16 protein-coding genes and 1 tRNA gene are annotated in these 14811 nt (G+C 48.5%); 5 read left to right on the forward strand and 12 right to left on the reverse strand.

Translation table 11 applies throughout. From position 1 onward, the window contains the following. Positions 1-69 precede the first annotated feature (69 nt). A complete protein-coding gene (locus IT527_RS06145) occupies positions 70-810 on the forward strand; it encodes a CADD family putative folate metabolism protein (protein ID WP_292967650.1) in 741 nt (246 codons plus the stop codon). 45 nt (positions 811-855) lie between these two features. On the opposite strand, the gene IT527_RS06150 is transcribed toward IT527_RS06145, so the two are convergent. Next, the gene (locus IT527_RS06150; RefSeq protein WP_292967651.1) at positions 856-1830 is read right to left on the reverse strand and encodes a LysR family transcriptional regulator; all 975 of its coding nucleotides are present in this window, start codon (positions 1828-1830) and stop codon (positions 856-858) included. Positions 1831-1939: 109 nt separating this feature from the next. Between IT527_RS06150 and metE the strand changes: the two genes are divergently transcribed. Further along, positions 1940-4216 carry a 5-methyltetrahydropteroyltriglutamate--homocysteine S-methyltransferase gene (gene metE / locus IT527_RS06155; RefSeq protein ID WP_292967652.1) on the forward strand — a complete coding sequence of 759 codons (2277 nt, stop codon included), beginning with the start codon at positions 1940-1942 and terminating at the stop codon, positions 4214-4216. Positions 4217-4459: 243 nt separating this feature from the next. Next, positions 4460-4885 (forward strand): RNA polymerase-binding protein DksA, encoded by a 426-nt coding sequence (gene dksA, locus IT527_RS06160; protein ID WP_292967653.1) that lies wholly within the window; start codon positions 4460-4462, stop codon positions 4883-4885. Positions 4886-5258: 373 nt separating this feature from the next. Here dksA and ychF read toward each other — a convergent pair whose 3' ends face one another. The 11 genes from ychF to IT527_RS06215 form a co-directional block, all read right to left on the reverse strand. After that, positions 5259-6350: a redox-regulated ATPase YchF gene (gene ychF, locus IT527_RS06165; RefSeq protein ID WP_292967654.1), complete on the reverse strand. Its 1092-nt coding sequence runs from the start codon at positions 6348-6350 to the stop codon at positions 5259-5261. A 64-nt stretch (positions 6351-6414) separates the two neighbouring features. Further along, positions 6415-7002 carry an aminoacyl-tRNA hydrolase gene (pth, locus tag IT527_RS06170; RefSeq protein WP_292967655.1) on the reverse strand — a complete coding sequence of 196 codons (588 nt, stop codon included), beginning with the start codon at positions 7000-7002 and terminating at the stop codon, positions 6415-6417. 110 nt (positions 7003-7112) lie between these two features. Next, positions 7113-7709: a 50S ribosomal protein L25/general stress protein Ctc gene (locus tag IT527_RS06175; protein ID WP_292967656.1), complete on the reverse strand. Its 597-nt coding sequence runs from the start codon at positions 7707-7709 to the stop codon at positions 7113-7115. A 56-nt stretch (positions 7710-7765) separates the two neighbouring features. Next, positions 7766-8716, reverse strand: a complete 951-nt coding sequence (locus IT527_RS06180; protein ID WP_292967657.1) for a ribose-phosphate pyrophosphokinase — start codon at positions 8714-8716, stop codon at positions 7766-7768. 92 nt (positions 8717-8808) lie between these two features. Continuing rightward, positions 8809-8883, reverse strand: a tRNA-Gln gene (locus IT527_RS06185). A 10-nt stretch (positions 8884-8893) separates the two neighbouring features. Continuing rightward, positions 8894-9730: a 4-(cytidine 5'-diphospho)-2-C-methyl-D-erythritol kinase gene (gene ispE / locus IT527_RS06190; RefSeq protein ID WP_292967658.1), complete on the reverse strand. Its 837-nt coding sequence runs from the start codon at positions 9728-9730 to the stop codon at positions 8894-8896. A gap of 15 nt (positions 9731-9745) precedes the next feature. Then, the gene (lolB, locus tag IT527_RS06195) at positions 9746-10366 is read right to left on the reverse strand and encodes a lipoprotein insertase outer membrane protein LolB (RefSeq protein WP_292967659.1); all 621 of its coding nucleotides are present in this window, start codon (positions 10364-10366) and stop codon (positions 9746-9748) included. Positions 10367-10490: 124 nt separating this feature from the next. Continuing rightward, positions 10491-10784 (reverse strand): cell division topological specificity factor MinE, encoded by a 294-nt coding sequence (minE, locus tag IT527_RS06200; RefSeq protein WP_292967660.1) that lies wholly within the window; start codon positions 10782-10784, stop codon positions 10491-10493. Further along, entirely contained in the window at positions 10784-11593 is an 810-nt protein-coding gene (gene minD / locus IT527_RS06205) for a septum site-determining protein MinD (protein ID WP_292967661.1), read from the reverse strand. The genes minE and minD overlap by 1 nt, the downstream gene beginning before the upstream one ends. Positions 11594-11618: 25 nt before the next feature. Beyond that, the gene (gene minC / locus IT527_RS06210; protein WP_292967662.1) at positions 11619-12347 is read right to left on the reverse strand and encodes a septum site-determining protein MinC; all 729 of its coding nucleotides are present in this window, start codon (positions 12345-12347) and stop codon (positions 11619-11621) included. A gap of 200 nt (positions 12348-12547) precedes the next feature. Continuing rightward, positions 12548-12742, reverse strand: a complete 195-nt coding sequence (locus tag IT527_RS06215) for a hypothetical protein (RefSeq protein ID WP_292967663.1) — start codon at positions 12740-12742, stop codon at positions 12548-12550. A 101-nt stretch (positions 12743-12843) separates the two neighbouring features. On the opposite strand from IT527_RS06215, the gene IT527_RS06220 reads away from it, so the two are divergent. After that, the gene (locus IT527_RS06220; protein ID WP_292967664.1) at positions 12844-13401 is read left to right on the forward strand and encodes a Slp family lipoprotein; all 558 of its coding nucleotides are present in this window, start codon (positions 12844-12846) and stop codon (positions 13399-13401) included. 140 nt (positions 13402-13541) lie between these two features. Then, a complete protein-coding gene (locus IT527_RS06225) occupies positions 13542-14774 on the forward strand; it encodes a hypothetical protein (RefSeq protein ID WP_292967665.1) in 1233 nt (410 codons plus the stop codon). The last annotated feature ends 37 nt before the right edge of the window (positions 14775-14811 follow it).

Consider the following 14811-nt stretch of genomic DNA (forward strand, 5'->3'; position numbering starts at 1 on the left):
TCATTAATTGAATTGGCGATGATAAACAGGGCGTCACATTTTTCATTCAATACTGAACGGGAGCTTTTCATGGCAACAGACACATTCAAGCAACAGGTTGACTCCATCATTAAAAGCAGGCATCTGCTGCAGCATCCATTCTATATCGCGTGGACCGAAGGAAAACTGACACGCGAACAGCTGCGTCACTACGCTGAACAGTATTTTTACAACGTTCTGGCAGAACCTACCTACCTCAGCGCAGTTCACTTCAATACTCCTCACTTTCACCATACGGAAAACAGTGGTGATATCAGTGTTCGTCAGGAAGTTCTGAAAAACCTGATCGATGAAGAACATGGAGAAAAAAATCATCCCGCCCTGTGGAAAGCGTTTGCCTTTGCTCTGGGTGCAAATGATGCCAGCCTGGCAAAAGCGGATGCCCTGCCGGAAACACAATACCTGGTCTCGACCTTCCGTGATATCTGCATGAATGAACCGTTCTACGCCGGATTGGCGGCGTTACACGCATTTGAATCCCAGGTACCTGATATTGCCGCAGTTAAAATTGATGGCCTGGCTAAGTTTTACGGTATGAAAAATCCAAGCGATTATGAATTTTTCTCGGTACACCAGACAGCTGATATCTTCCATTCACAGGCTGAGTGGGCCATTATCGAAAAGTTTGCTGACAGCCCGGAAAAACAGGCAGAGGTTCTGGCAGCGACTCGCCGTGCTTGCGATGCACTGTGGAAATTTCTGGATGGTATCCATGAAAACTACTGTGCCAACCTTATCTGTGAGGAAAAAGCTGCAGTCACCCTGCACTAATCCGGCACACAACCCTGCATAATCCGTACCGGGCAGCCATCTTTCTTAAATCGAAGATATCTGCCCGGCAGTCTTTCCGGCTCCCTGTTTTTTCTCTTTCCCTTTTTTGCCCGATGGCCTGATTCCATCCAGCCTGGCAAAGCAAACCTGACCAATTGTTTCCATAAAATCCTGTAAATAACGCAGCGAAGCATCTTCCTCCCGTATCGAAAGATACAGATCACTCCACAACCCGCCCGCACCAATTCGCCGGGCAATGACATATTCGTAATCCAGATAGTTTTTGATACCCCAGCCGGGCAGGGCGGCAATGCCACGCCGACTGGCCACCAGTTGCAGAATAGCCACAGTCAGCTCCGTCGTCCGCCGCCGCCAGCTGACACCCGCCGGTATCAGCACCTGCCGAATCAGGTCGATTCGCTCTTCGGGAACCGGATAGGTAATCAGCACATCCTGTGCAAAATCAGCGGCCTCAAGTACCTTTTTGCTCCCAAGCACATGCCCCGGTGCCAGTACCGCCAGAATTTCAAAACGGAACAGCGGAAAATGAACAATCCCCTGCTGTGGCTTGTTCTCCGAACCAATCACCACGTCAGCAACATCCTGCCGCAGCAGTGATACCGGATCACTATAAAAACCGGAAACCAGATCCAGCTCCACCTCAGGCCAGTGCTGCCGGAAATCGTCCATGATCGGCATCAGCCAGTCAAAACAGGTATGGCACTCCAGCACAATCCGCAAACTTCCCGTTGCCTGCCGGGATATTTTCGCCAGATCACGCTCTGCCGACTGAACTTCTCCGAGTATTTTCTCTGCCAGTACTACCAGCCGTTTGCCCGCCTCTGTCAGCTGTATGGCATGGCCGTTACGCTGAATAAGCGGTAGCTGATAGTGTTCCTGCAGTGCTTTGATCTGATGGGATAACGCGGACTGGGTTAAATGCACACGCTGTGCTGCCAGCGAAATACTGCCAGTTTCACTCAGGGCACTCAATGTACGCAGATGTCGCAGTTCGATCATATATGAAAAATATTCACGTTTTTTAATAAAAAATTCATTTGATTCATTATAAAGCATTCCACAGAATGATGATCTTTCCGATCAAACCAAGAAAAGCAGAGAAAGATCAATGAAAATACTGACACATAATCTCGGATTCCCAAGAATCGGCGCACAGCGTGAATTAAAAAAAGGGCTTGAAACCTTCTGGAAAGGGCAAATCGACGCCGAACAACTGCAGGCTGCGGCATGCAACATCCGCACCGGCAACTGGCAATTACAGCAAAAAGCAGGAATCGATCTCATCCCGGTGGGAGATTTTTCGCTATACGATCATATGCTCGATATGACCGCATTACTCGGCGCAATTCCACGCCGCTTCGGGCATACCGGCGATAATGTTTCACTGGATCTCTACTTTGCCATGGCGCGCGGTACTGTCGATCAGCCAGCAATGGAAATGACCAAATGGTTCAATACCAATTACCACTACATTGTTCCGGAATTCGAGCACGATACCCGGTTCCATTTGGCATCTGACCGCCTGTTCCAGGAAATTAAAGAAACCAAAGCACTGGGCGTCAATGCAAAAGCAGTTTTGGTCGGCCCGCTGACCTATCTGTATCTTGGCAAAGAAATCACACCTGATTTTCAGCGATTGGACCTGCTCCCTCGCCTGCTGCCGGTTTATCAGGAAATTCTGCAGAAAATTGCTGCACTGGGTGTGGAATGGGTGCAGATTGACGAGCCCATCCTTGCTCTCGATCTTGAACAACCCTGGCTGGATGGTTTCACAAATACCTATCACGCACTGCATGACAGGGGCTGCCGTCTGCTGCTCACCACTTACTTCAGTACGGTCGATCACCATCTTGCACTACTCAAAAACTTGCCAGTAGATGGGCTGCATATCGACGTAAGCAGCGCCCCGGAACAGATCGAATCATTTCTCACCTGGGATTGCTCCGGTAAAACGCTGTCATTGGGTTGTATTGATGGACGCAATATCTGGCGCGCTGATCTGTCACAAAAACTGGAAACCCTGTCACAGGCTGTATCCCGGTTTACAGGTAATGTATGGATTGCCCCGAGCTGTTCCTTACTGCACTGCCCGGTGGATTTATCACTGGAAACCAGACTGGATCCGGAAATTAGCAATTGGCTGGCCTTTTCCATTCAGAAACTGGAAGAAATTGCCATACTCGGATGCGGACTTAACCAGGGCAAGGAATCAATCTGGGAAAGACTGGCTGCTTCTGACCAGGCCAGCCAGTCAAGAAAAACATCCTGCCGTATCCATAACCCGGTGGTTCATCACAGAATCAGTCATCTGACTGAACACGACAGCCAGCGTGCGCACTCTTTTGCAATTCGAAAACAACAGCAACAGCAGCGTTTCAACCTGCCTTTACTGCCCACTACCACCATTGGCTCTTTTCCGCAAACTGACACTATTCGCCAGGCTCGTGCCGCATTTAAAAAAAATGAGCTCAGTCACCTTGAATATCTGACTGCCATGCGTAAAGAAATTTGCGAGATTATCCGCAAACAGGAAGAAATCGGGCTGGATGTGCTGGTTCATGGCGAGCCCGAGCGCAATGATATGGTGGAATATTTTGGCGAACAGTTATGGGGCTATGCCTTTACAGAAAATGGCTGGGTGCAAAGTTACGGCTCTCGTTGTGTCAAACCCCCCATTCTGTATGGCGATGTCTATCGCCCCGAAGCCATGACTGTTGAATGGATAAAATATGCTCAAAACCAGGCCGGCAAACCGGTTAAAGGCATGTTAACCGGGCCGGTAACCATGCTGTTCTGGTCATTCATACGAGATGATCAGCCGCGATCAGTTACTGCACTGCAGCTGGCCCTGGCAATTCGTGATGAAGTCACTGATCTGGAAAAAGCCGGGATCGGCATGATCCAGATCGACGAGCCCGCATTTCGTGAAGGATTGCCACTCAGGAAACAGGACTGGAAATCCTATCTGGACTGGGCAGTCAAAGCGTTCCGCGTTGCCAGCTCGGGAGCTCGGGATGAAACCCAGATCCACACCCACATGTGCTATTCGGAATTTCATGACATCCTGCCCGCCATCGCTGAACTGGATGCAGATGTCATCACAATTGAAACTTCACGTTCACGTATGGAACTGCTGGATGCGTTCGTAAAATTCTCCTACCCGAATGAAATTGGCCCCGGGGTATACGACATTCATTCCCCTCGTGTTCCTGATACATCGGAAATGCTGGAACTGCTGAAAAAGGCATCGCGCCATATTGATCCAAAACTGCTGTGGGTCAACCCGGATTGCGGGCTGAAAACGCGCAACTGGCCGGAAACCCGAACAGCCCTGCAAAAAATGGTGGATTGCGCCAAAATACTGCGCCGCTCCCTGCAAACCTGATTTATTTACCCTTCTCCATAACCTTCCTGCGGCTGCCGGGCCTCACCCGTGTAGCCGCCGGCCACCACCACCCCCCATAAAAACCTGCAATATCAGTCGACTGAATTTTGAGTAACCATTACCGAATATACTAACTTTTTAGCCGTTTACTTGCTATTAACCGGTCTTTCTGGTATTGATGACAGGTTTATTTTTCCTCAACTCAAAAATCACAAGCGAACAACCATAAGGAGAATGTAACGAATGGGTAATCAACTGGAATCTCACACCATTCCCCCTTACGAACCCAAAGCAGGTGAGGAATACATGAGCCCGGAGCAACTGGCTCATTTCCGGAAAATTCTGGAGCATCAACGTGCTGAACTTAGCAGGGAAATCGACCGTGCAGTGCATGTCATGCAGGAAGAATCAACCATCTTTGCTGATCCGGCTGACAGAGCCACCCAGGAATCTGATATGGCACTGGAACTGCGCAGCCGTGATCGGGAACGTAAACTGATCAAGAAAATTGGTGAGATATTCGCAAAAATTGATTCAGGTGAATATGGCTATTGTGAAAAATGTGGTGTCGAAATCGGCCTGAAACGGCTGGAAGCCAGGCCTACCGCGTCACTTTGCATCGATTGCAAAACTCTGGATGAAATCCGGGAAAGGCAAATTGCAAAATAATCGTCAGTAATTAGTAAAGCTGCCCTTGGAAGGCAGCGAGAGACTGACTTCACCCGGAGGATCCGGGGATCCTCTGAAAAAACTGTCTGCGTTGCCATCACTACATTAGAAACAGGCACAAAATGCTCATTTTCTATCTGTAAACTGCGCCTCTTCGCCTGTTTTTACCCGTTTTTTCTTTGTATCGAACTGGCTGACTCATAACGTCTTTCAGAGGATCTCTAAACATCTGAATGCCTGAATACCTAACCGGCAGCCCGGAAACACATCGGGTTTTAAGTGAGAAAAGATTTCCCGCGAGGCAACAGAAACAAAAAACCCCGCATTTGCGGGGTCTTGAAGGAATCCAGTACTGTGAACTGTTGTAAAAGACTTACACGTTAAACAGAAAATGCATTACATCCCCATCTTGGACAATGTAATCTCTGCCTTCCACGCGCATTTTTCCTTTTTCCTTCGCTCCAGCCTCACCTCCACAGGCAACAAAATCAGTGTACGAAATAGTTTGTGCCCGGATAAAACCTTTCTCGAAGTCAGTATGGATAGTCCCTGCTGCTTGTGGTGCAGTATCTCCCTTATGAATAGTCCAGGCGCGTACTTCTTTCACACCGGCAGTGAAGTAGGTTTGCAGACCAAGTAAATCGTAACCCGCACGGATCAAACGATTCAGACCGGGTTCCTCCAACCCGAGATCAGCCAGAAATTCTTTTTTATCCGCCTCGTCAAGATCAGCCAGTTCAGCTTCAATCTTGGCACACAACGCGACAACAGGAGCATTTTCTTTTGCTGCATATTCGCGTAAACAATTGAGATGAGGGTTATTTTCAAAGCCATTTTCCAGTACGTTGCCCACATACATCGCCGGTTTGATTGTCAGCAGACACAGAGGTTTGATTACCTCCTTTTCTTCATCTGAAAGCCGGAACGTACGTACCGGCTGGCCCTGGTTAAGATGTGGCACCAGTTTCTCAAGCACCGCAATTAGCTTGACCGCCTCCTTATCGCCAGATTTCGCCTTCTTACCATCACGAGCTATCGCTTTATCTACCGTGGCAAGATCAGCCAGTGCAAGTTCGGTCAGGATAACTTCGATATCAGCCAGCGGATCAACCTTGCCGGCAACGTGCACAACATTCGGATCATCAAAACAGCGTACAACATTGACAATAGCGTCTGTTTCGCGAATATTGGCAAGAAACTGATTACCCAGCCCTTCTCCCTTGGATGCCCCTGCAACCAGACCTGCAATATCGACAAATTCCACAATAGCGGGTTGCACACGTTGTGGATTAATGATTCTACTCAGATCGGCAAGACGTGAATCAGGTACTTCAACGATACCGACATTGGGTTCGATCGTGCAGAACGGGTAGTTTTCTGCGGCAATCCCTGCTTTGGTCAATGCATTAAACAAAGTAGATTTGCCCACGTTGGGCAAACCAACAATTCCACATTTTAAGCTCATAATCTGTATTCCATCGATCTCCTGAAAACCATGCAAAACGCTGGTCTCAGGTAAAACAGTTTTGTCAGTTTTCCTGGCGGGTATGCAACTGCTGCATCGCAGCTGCAAAATCCCCCCGGATGATCAGCGGCCATACCCGCATGCTGTGGTCTATTGCCTCATCTATCAGGGCTGCTTCTTCTTTACGCGGAGGGCGCAGCACATAATCCACGACCTGATTTCTATCCCCCGGATGCCCTACACCAATCCGCAACCGCCAGAAGGTCTGACTGGAAAGATCCGCAACGATACTTTTAAGGCCATTGTGTCCCCCTGTACCGCCACCAGATTTCAATTTGATCACACCAGGCTGTAAATCCAGTTCATCATGAACAATCAGAACCTGTTCAGGTGCGATTTTATAGTAGCGACACATGGCAGCGACCGACATACCGCTAGCGTTCATGTAGGTTTGCGGTTTGAGCAGCCAAATATCTGTATCAGCTTGTGTAATACGCGCGCACAACCCCTTGAAACGGGCTTCAGGCGTAAACGGGATACGTTGTGAGTCGGCCAAACGATCCAGCCAGTCAAAGCCAACATTGTGGCGGGTCGAAATGTATTTCTCGCCCGGGTTGCCAAGACCAGCCACCAGTTTTACAGGTAGTGCCATAACCTAGCACAGCCTCAGCAGCAAGGAATCCAAAAAGAGGAGGTTAAATAAATGGTGTAAAGCAACGCACACCAGAGAGATATCCCTGGTGTGCAAACAGAGTATCCCGCTTATTCCTTCCCGGGCTCACCTGATTCTCCACGCGGTACGATAAGCGTGGCCACAGGTAAATTGTCACCCCTCAACAGGACAGGCAACTCAATATTTTCCGGCAATGTTAAATCACTGAGATGCAACGTGCTGCCGGCTGTCATTCCGGACAGATCCACCGTGATAAATTCAGGTAAATCCTTAGGCAGGCAGGATATTTCAACATCAGTTGCCACATGGCTAACCATCCCACCGGACAACTTAACCCCCGGAGCAACATCAGCATTGATGAAATGCAGCGGCACTTTCATATGGATCTTTTGATCCTGTCTAACGCGCTGGAAATCAATATGCAATACCTGTTGTTTGAACGGATGCATTTGTACATCACGCACAAGTACCTGCTCCTTTTTACCATCCACACTGATTGAAAGTATAGAAGCGTGAAAAGATTCCATTTTCAGCTTGTAATACAGATCCTTGTGATCAAGATCAATTGATTGTGCGGCGCCCACACCGCCATAAATAACTCCCGGCAACCTCCCCCGGGAACGCAGACGGCGATTCTCACCGGTTCCATGTAATTTACGACTGTTGGCATGTATTTCAATTTGCATTCCATTCTCCCGAAAACAAAAGGCTCACCCGCCTGCGAATGAACCAGAAAATTATCTCACTCTATAAATAGCGAGCTCAGTGAACTTTCGTTACTTATCCTGAGCATGGATTCACCTAACAGACTCGCCACGCTCAACTGATGAATACGATCACATTTACTGGCATCTTCCCTTAGCGGAATTGTATCCGTTACCACCAGTTTATCCAGATCTGAATTCCGGACACGCTCTACCGCTTTTCCTGACAGAACCGCATGTGTCGAATAGGCAATCACACTGGCAGCACCTTCCCGTTTCAGTGCTGAAGCCGCTTCACACAATGTGTTAGCCGTATCTACCATATCGTCAATGATCACACAGGTGCGCCCTCTGACATCACCAATAATATTCATGACCTTGGACTCATTCGGCTTGGGGCGCCGTTTATCTATAATAGCCAGGTCACATTCCAGACGTTTGGCAAGGTGACGTGCACGTACCACGCCGCCAACATCGGGTGAAACGACAATTAGACTCTGGTAGTCATGTTTCCAGATATCCCCCAGCAATATGGGCATGCCATAAATATTATCGACCGGGATATCAAAAAAACCCTGTATCTGATCGGAATGCAAATCCATGGTCAGCACTCTATCCACACCAACGCTGGTTAGCATATTTGCTACGACTTTGGCAGTAATGGGCACGCGAGCGGATCGCGCTCTTCTATCCTGTCGTGCATAGCCGAAGTAAGGGATCGCTGCAGTAACACGACTGGCAGAAGCACGTTTTAGTGCATCGACAATTACCAGAATTTCCATCAGGCTGTCATTTGTCGGCGCGCAGGTAGACTGCAACACAAAGACATCATTACCCCTGACATTCTCGAGCACCTCTACCATAATCTCACCGTCACTGAAACGACCGACGTTTGCACGCCCAAGATTAATGTTCAGATACTTGACTACGTCATGCGCCAGTTTTGGGTTAGCCGTTCCGGTAAAAACCATCAGGCTGTCATAAGACATGTATAGCACTCACCTTTGGTTTAGGAACAGGACAGGCTGCTTTCGACCATTTGCACAATATTTGGCATGATATTGGCAGATTCATTGAGATCTGGCTGGGGAGGTAGGGATCGAACCTACGAATGCCGGAATCAAAATCCGGTGCCTTACCACTTGGCGACTCCCCAAAAAAATATTCTAAAAATCCAATAAAGGATGCTTTGCCAGCCCTGATACAACAAATCCGTTCATGTTGCCAGGCAGCTGCGCGAACACCTGGCGCGCGGCTGATTCAGAAGGGAACTCTGCAAATACACATGACCCGGAACCACTCATTGCCACTTTTGTTGCACCACGCTGCTGTCTCAACCATCCCAACCATTCAGCAATCACGGGCTGCAAGCGCACTGCAACGGGCTCAAGGTCATTATGCCCCTGCACCGTGGAAAAGGCCGCCATTTTGATAGGAATTGTATTTCGTGTCAACTCTTTGCTGGTGAAGACGGTCGCAGTTGAAATCTGCACGGGCGGTACCAGAACAACATACCAGGATGGGGGTAAATCAACCGCCAGTAACTGCTCACCTACTCCCTCAGCAAACGCATTCCTGCCATAAATAAATACCGGCACATCCGCTCCCAATTCCAGCCCCAATGCCATCAGACGATCTCTTTCCCAGTTGATGTCCCACAACCGGTTCAGAACAATCAGCGTTGTAGCCGCATCAGAGCTGCCCCCACCCAGACCGCCTCCCAGTGGAATTTTTTTCTCCAGGTAAATTTCCACACCGAGTGATGCCTTTCCAGATCGCTGCCGCAACAATTTTGCCGCTTGAACACATAAATCATCGGTCCCGGTCAATCCAGGGATCGGGCTAACGTGCCTGATGACGCCATCATGAGTGATGTTAAAGCTCAGCTGATCCAGATAATCTATAAAACGAAAAACTGTCTGCAGCAAATGATAGCCATCTTCTCGCTGTCCAACCACATGCAGAAACAGGTTGAGCTTGGCCGGGGCCGGAAACACGTTCATATCAGAATAAGAAAATTATTGCGGCAACTCTTCACCTGTTACAGCACTGTTTCCTGCCTCATCCTGCCACTGATCAATCACCAGCTTCATTTTCACATCTACGCGGTTGAATTCCACCAGCCGTGGCAAAGCAGGTATACCTCCTTCAGCAGGATAATAGTTTTGATAAATAACCTGCCAGCCATCCTGGCGAATGGCAGTTGTATGTTTATTTCTATCCAGATCTTTTTCGGCTACCGTGCCCGGGAAATGTGTTCCACGCACCCAAAACTGCATACCCTCAAGTGGCAACTCCCAACCCAGAACCTGGCGGGTAAGGTATTCCACATCTTGTGCCTGATAAGTGGCCGGCTCAGAAGTGATCAGCCTAACCCCTGCCTGATCCTTGAAAATCTTCGCAACAACCTGCCCTAACGGAGAAAACAGATAAATTTCATCACTGTTCCCGGTATGCTGCCAGCGAATCCCTCCCGAAAATCGATGCCGTCCGGCATTTACCGCCAGTCTGCCGGAAAGTACAAAAGGTTTATTAACAGCACCGGTCTGTTCGTGTACCGGTTGAATAGTGATTGTTGTCACTTCTTCATGGTGCACTTCCGGTCCGGCACACCCGGCCAAAATCAGAAAAACACCCAATAGCCAGCTCCTGTATGCCACCTCTTTGGTATTTATACCGGGAAAGCAGAAAAACATGACATATTTCATTTCAGGAGACCTGGCAGAGCGCCCTCCTCAGGTAATTCACGATCCCAAACAATTTTTAAAGTGCACGCACAGTGTCCTGCTGTGTATCCCGCACACCCTGTGAATCTGGCAGAACGATATTCAATTCGAGTGTTTCCTGATTTTCATCCTGTTCAAATTTGACAGAAATAGCATCCTGATCCACATGCACATACTTGCGGATAACCTGCATCAACTCTTCCTGCAACTGAGGCAGATACGATGGTTTGTTACGGTAATAACGCTCATGTGCAACAAGAATCTGTAACCTTTCCTTGGCAACCGAAGCTGTTTTAGATTTAGATGATCTGAAATAATCCAGTAGGCTCATTATTTACCTCCAAACAGCTTTCTGAGAAAACCTTTCTTGCTATCAATGAAACGAAGCGGCCTTTTCTCCCCAAGATAGCGCGCCACCACATCCGCGTAAGCCTGCCCCGCGTCACTTTTCTCATCCAGAATCACCGGAATACCTGAATTTGAAGCATTTAACACTGACTTGGATTCCGGAATAACACCAAGCAGATGCAACGACAGAATCTCCTGCACATCACCCAGACTCAGCATTTCACCAGACTCAACCCGGTTTGGATCATAACGTGTCAGCAACAGATATTCCTTGATTGGTTCCATGTTTAATTCAGCACGACGCGATTTACTCGCCAGTATCCCCAGCATACGATCCGAATCCCGCACGGATGAAACCTCCGGATTGGTTACGACAAAAGCATCATCTGCATAATACATGGCGAGGTAGGCACCCCTCTCAATACCTGCCGGTGAGTCGCAAACTATATACTTGAAATCTTTGGAAAGCTCCTCCAGTACCCTGCCAACCCCTTCCAGATTCAGTGCATCTTTATCACGTGTCTGTGATGCAGGCAGAATGTAGAGCTGATTGCAGTTCTTATCCCGGATCAGCGCCTGATTGAGGTTTGCTTCACCATTAATAACATTAACGAAGTCGTATACTACACGACGTTCACACCCCATGATTAAATCCAGATTACGAAGGCCCACATCAAAATCAATGACTGCTGTTTTATGGCCTCTTTTTGCCAGTCCCATGGCAATAGCGGCGCTGGTCGTGGTTTTACCCACCCCCCCTTTCCCTGACGTCACAACAATAATTCTTGCCAATTAAATCTCCTTTCCAGAAATATTTTTAGCTCAGCTCTTCAACAATTAATGCCTGATCTCGCAAACAGACCTGCACCGGTTTTTTCCTGGGAGTACCCTTCAAGTCTTCACTGGTTTTATAAATGCCCGCAATTGAAACCAGCTCTGCCTGCAGATCCAGGCAAAAAAACCGGGTAGCCGTATCTCCCTGCACGCCGGCCAGCGCACGCCCTCTCATTGTGTTGTAAACATGGATATTGCCCTCGGCCATAATTTCCGCTCCAGCACTGACCTGGGTCATAATTATCAGATCACCGGAGGCATAAATACGCTGACCCGAGCGCACCGGCTGAGTAATCACCATCGCCGGTACACGCACGGCCTCCCTGATGACAGTCGGAATCTCTAATGATGACGCTTTATCTTCTTTGTGTATTCCAGGCAGGAGAGCATCATTTCGGCTGCGCCCGGAATCAATCGGAATGAATAACTCCAGTGCCCGCTTTTCCTGAGAGGTATCCCCCCCTCTCATACCGACAGGAAACAGGCTTAATTTTCGAAAAAGGGATACAAGCGCTCCAACATCAGTCTTACTACCGTTTTCGTTTAACTCGCTCAAGTCAAACAACACAGGAGAATTTTCAAAAAATCCAGGCGCACTGGCAATTTTCTCCACCAGTTGCTGCTCAATTTTTTCCAGATCATTGCTGTGGAGGACCAGGACTGGCGCAAAAGAAGTACCACTCCTGAAATCCAGGATGGAAGGTTGATCCATGTCAGAAATTTTCCGGTCTTATACAGAACCGATCAGATGAAGATGTGCAAAAAACGGAACTGGACAAGGTAAACAAGGCTAATCGAAACAAGATGCAAAAATAAGAGAGGCTATTATACCTTTCAATCAAACGGAATAAACGGATTTGATCAAAAACCCGGCAAACTGCCCGTTACCCGAATGGAACAACTGCAGCCAATTCATTCCCGCACTCTACCTGTATAGCTCGCCGTCACGACAGGCCCCGGGACAATATTCATCTCTTTCGTATTCCCGTTTCCCGCAAACCTGTACCGGCAACCCTCGGTATCTCCCGCAATGGCCAGTCTGGCTCCCGCCTCTTTGATCAGCCTGTCAGGGCAACCTTCAGCACGAAATTCTGAGGAGGTTATCAAGCAGGCAGATCACTTCATATGAATCTTGCGGTAAAGTATTTGTCTAACTTAAGGTTTCAAACTTGCTCAGTCCCACCCCATACCCATCAACCGAGGAAAACATGAAATCCTGGATCCCACCTTGCCTCCTGCTTTGCAGCGTACTCCTCCTCGGTGCATGCACCAGCATGCCGCCGGATATCAGGAATTTTTCAGCAGCAGATATTCCCTATCAATCGGTCAATCACAACGCTGAAGCCTATAAAGATGCACCGGTCCGCTGGGGAGGGACTGTCATTGAGGTAGCAAATGAAGCCGATTCCAGCCTGATGCAGGTGCTTTTCTATACACTCGATCGCAACGGTTATCCTGAAACGGATAAATCCGGGGAAGGGCGCTTCGCCGTTGAAATTAACGAATTTCTTGATCCGGCAATCTATACCAAAGGCACAGAAATTACTGTTACCGGCACAATCAGGGGGGATATCGAACGCACGGTCGGAAACAAAACGATCCGTATTCCACTGATCTCTGCAAAAATCATCCATCTCTGGCCACGGAATTACCGGGAAGACAGCGCATACTGGAACAGTTGCTACCGTTACGCACCCTATCCCGGCTATTACGGATACCCGTTTTTCTACAATGGCTATTATCGGCCCTATCGGTTCTGGTGGTAGCAGAAAGTAGCTGAAACCATCGATACTCCGCCCGTTAACACCATAACCATAAAGCAATCTGCTGCTTCGAAGGAGTGGATTGCCACAACACCTATCCGATGCGAAAACTACTTAATCTGGCAGGAATCAGCCTCTTTATCATGATTGTCACTTTAACAGTCATGATCTGCCTGGCAATCGACAGTCAGTCCCGGGTTAAACGGGAAATTTTCATCACACCGGAACAAATTGCTCGTGCCAAAAGTATTCTCGATACGCATCGTTATCAGGTATACCCCGGCACATTGGCTACCATCAGAATCCGGGCAGATGATGCTGATAATGCTCTGAATTATCTGGCACATCATTTCGGCAAAGGGTATGCCAGGGTTACCCTGCATGATAAAAGCGCAGAGGTGTTGCTCAGCCTGCCGATACCCGCAAATATCATTAACGGATATATCAATCTGCAAGCCACTTTAATCGAGAATGGACGATTTCCTGAATTCAGATCAGTCAGCATCGGGAGCCTGCCAGTCCCGGACAGGTTTGCCAACCGGCTGATTGAAAAATTACTGGCATGGCTGCAAACCGCCAGCCCGGATGCACACACCGGTCTTGATGCATTCAGAAAACTGCAGTTCTCCCGCCATGAAGCGGTAGTTTCCTATTTCTGGAAAGGATGGGAAATTGATAAAGTCAGTTACTCACCTGTCAGCCTGCCTTTTCTGGATCAGCTGGCACTGGAAAAACTGTCGCACTACCATCATTTTCTCAACGAACAAAACCGGGAACATGCCTCGGCAACCATCCCACTGTCAGAAATACTGACACAAATCATGCAGGAAACTGTTCGTCATTCGGTACAAAAAGATGCATTGGAAGAATTCCGTGCTGCCATACTGATAACCGCATTTCATGTCGTTCAGATTCCACTCAGGCTGGTTATCCCGGAAGCAGCCAACTGGCCGGATCCGGTTAAAATCAATGTCACACTGGATGGCCGCAACGATCTGGCCATGCATTTCATGGCTTCTGCCGCCATTACCGCTTATTCAGACACGGTGTTATCCAATGCAATCGGGCTGTACAAAGAACTGGAAGATTCCCGTTCCGGCAGCGGATTTTCCTTCAACGATCTCATCGCGGATCGCTCAGGCACCCGTTTTGCCGAAAAAGCCATGGCCAATCAGGATTCCGCACGCAGAATGCGGAACATTATTCTGGCCGGTATACGCGACACCGATCTCATTCCACAATGGACAGACCTCCCCGAACACCTGTCAGAAAATGCCTTCAAAGCCCATTTTGGCGATACCAGCAGCCCCCGGTACCAGAAAATGATGGATAAAATCGAACGACGCGTCGCTTCCCTGAAGTGGCAGCGTTACTAATAAGAATGTATTCCAGGCCTTTTACAAAATCTTTTGA

The sequence above is a fragment of the Nitrosomonas sp. genome (assembly GCF_020852615.1).
In the GTDB taxonomy this organism is placed as follows: domain Bacteria; phylum Pseudomonadota; class Gammaproteobacteria; order Burkholderiales; family Nitrosomonadaceae; genus Nitrosomonas.

Excerpts from the sequence above, each read along its gene's own strand:
- IT527_RS06150 (WP_292967651.1), bottom strand. The coding sequence starts at position 1,830 with ATGATCGAACTGCGACATCTGCGTACATTGAGTGCCCTGAGTGAAACT.
- IT527_RS06145 (WP_292967650.1), top strand. The coding sequence starts at position 70 with ATGGCAACAGACACATTCAAGCAACAGGTTGACTCCATCATTAAAAGC.
- minE (WP_292967660.1), bottom strand. The coding sequence starts at position 10,784 with ATGAGCCTACTGGATTATTTCAGATCATCTAAATCTAAAACAGCTTCG.
- pth (WP_292967655.1), bottom strand. The coding sequence starts at position 7,002 with ATGGCACTACCTGTAAAACTGGTGGCTGGTCTTGGCAACCCGGGCGAG.
- IT527_RS06180 (WP_292967657.1), bottom strand. The coding sequence starts at position 8,716 with ATGTCTTATGACAGCCTGATGGTTTTTACCGGAACGGCTAACCCAAAA.
- ispE (WP_292967658.1), bottom strand. The coding sequence starts at position 9,730 with ATGAACGTGTTTCCGGCCCCGGCCAAGCTCAACCTGTTTCTGCATGTG.
- IT527_RS06225 (WP_292967665.1), top strand. The coding sequence starts at position 13,542 with ATGATTGTCACTTTAACAGTCATGATCTGCCTGGCAATCGACAGTCAG.
- metE (WP_292967652.1), top strand. The coding sequence starts at position 1,940 with ATGAAAATACTGACACATAATCTCGGATTCCCAAGAATCGGCGCACAG.
- dksA (WP_292967653.1), top strand. The coding sequence starts at position 4,460 with ATGGGTAATCAACTGGAATCTCACACCATTCCCCCTTACGAACCCAAA.
- ychF (WP_292967654.1), bottom strand. The coding sequence starts at position 6,350 with ATGAGCTTAAAATGTGGAATTGTTGGTTTGCCCAACGTGGGCAAATCT.
- IT527_RS06175 (WP_292967656.1), bottom strand. The coding sequence starts at position 7,709 with ATGCAAATTGAAATACATGCCAACAGTCGTAAATTACATGGAACCGGT.
- minC (WP_292967662.1), bottom strand. The coding sequence starts at position 12,347 with ATGGATCAACCTTCCATCCTGGATTTCAGGAGTGGTACTTCTTTTGCG.
- IT527_RS06220 (WP_292967664.1), top strand. The coding sequence starts at position 12,844 with ATGAAATCCTGGATCCCACCTTGCCTCCTGCTTTGCAGCGTACTCCTC.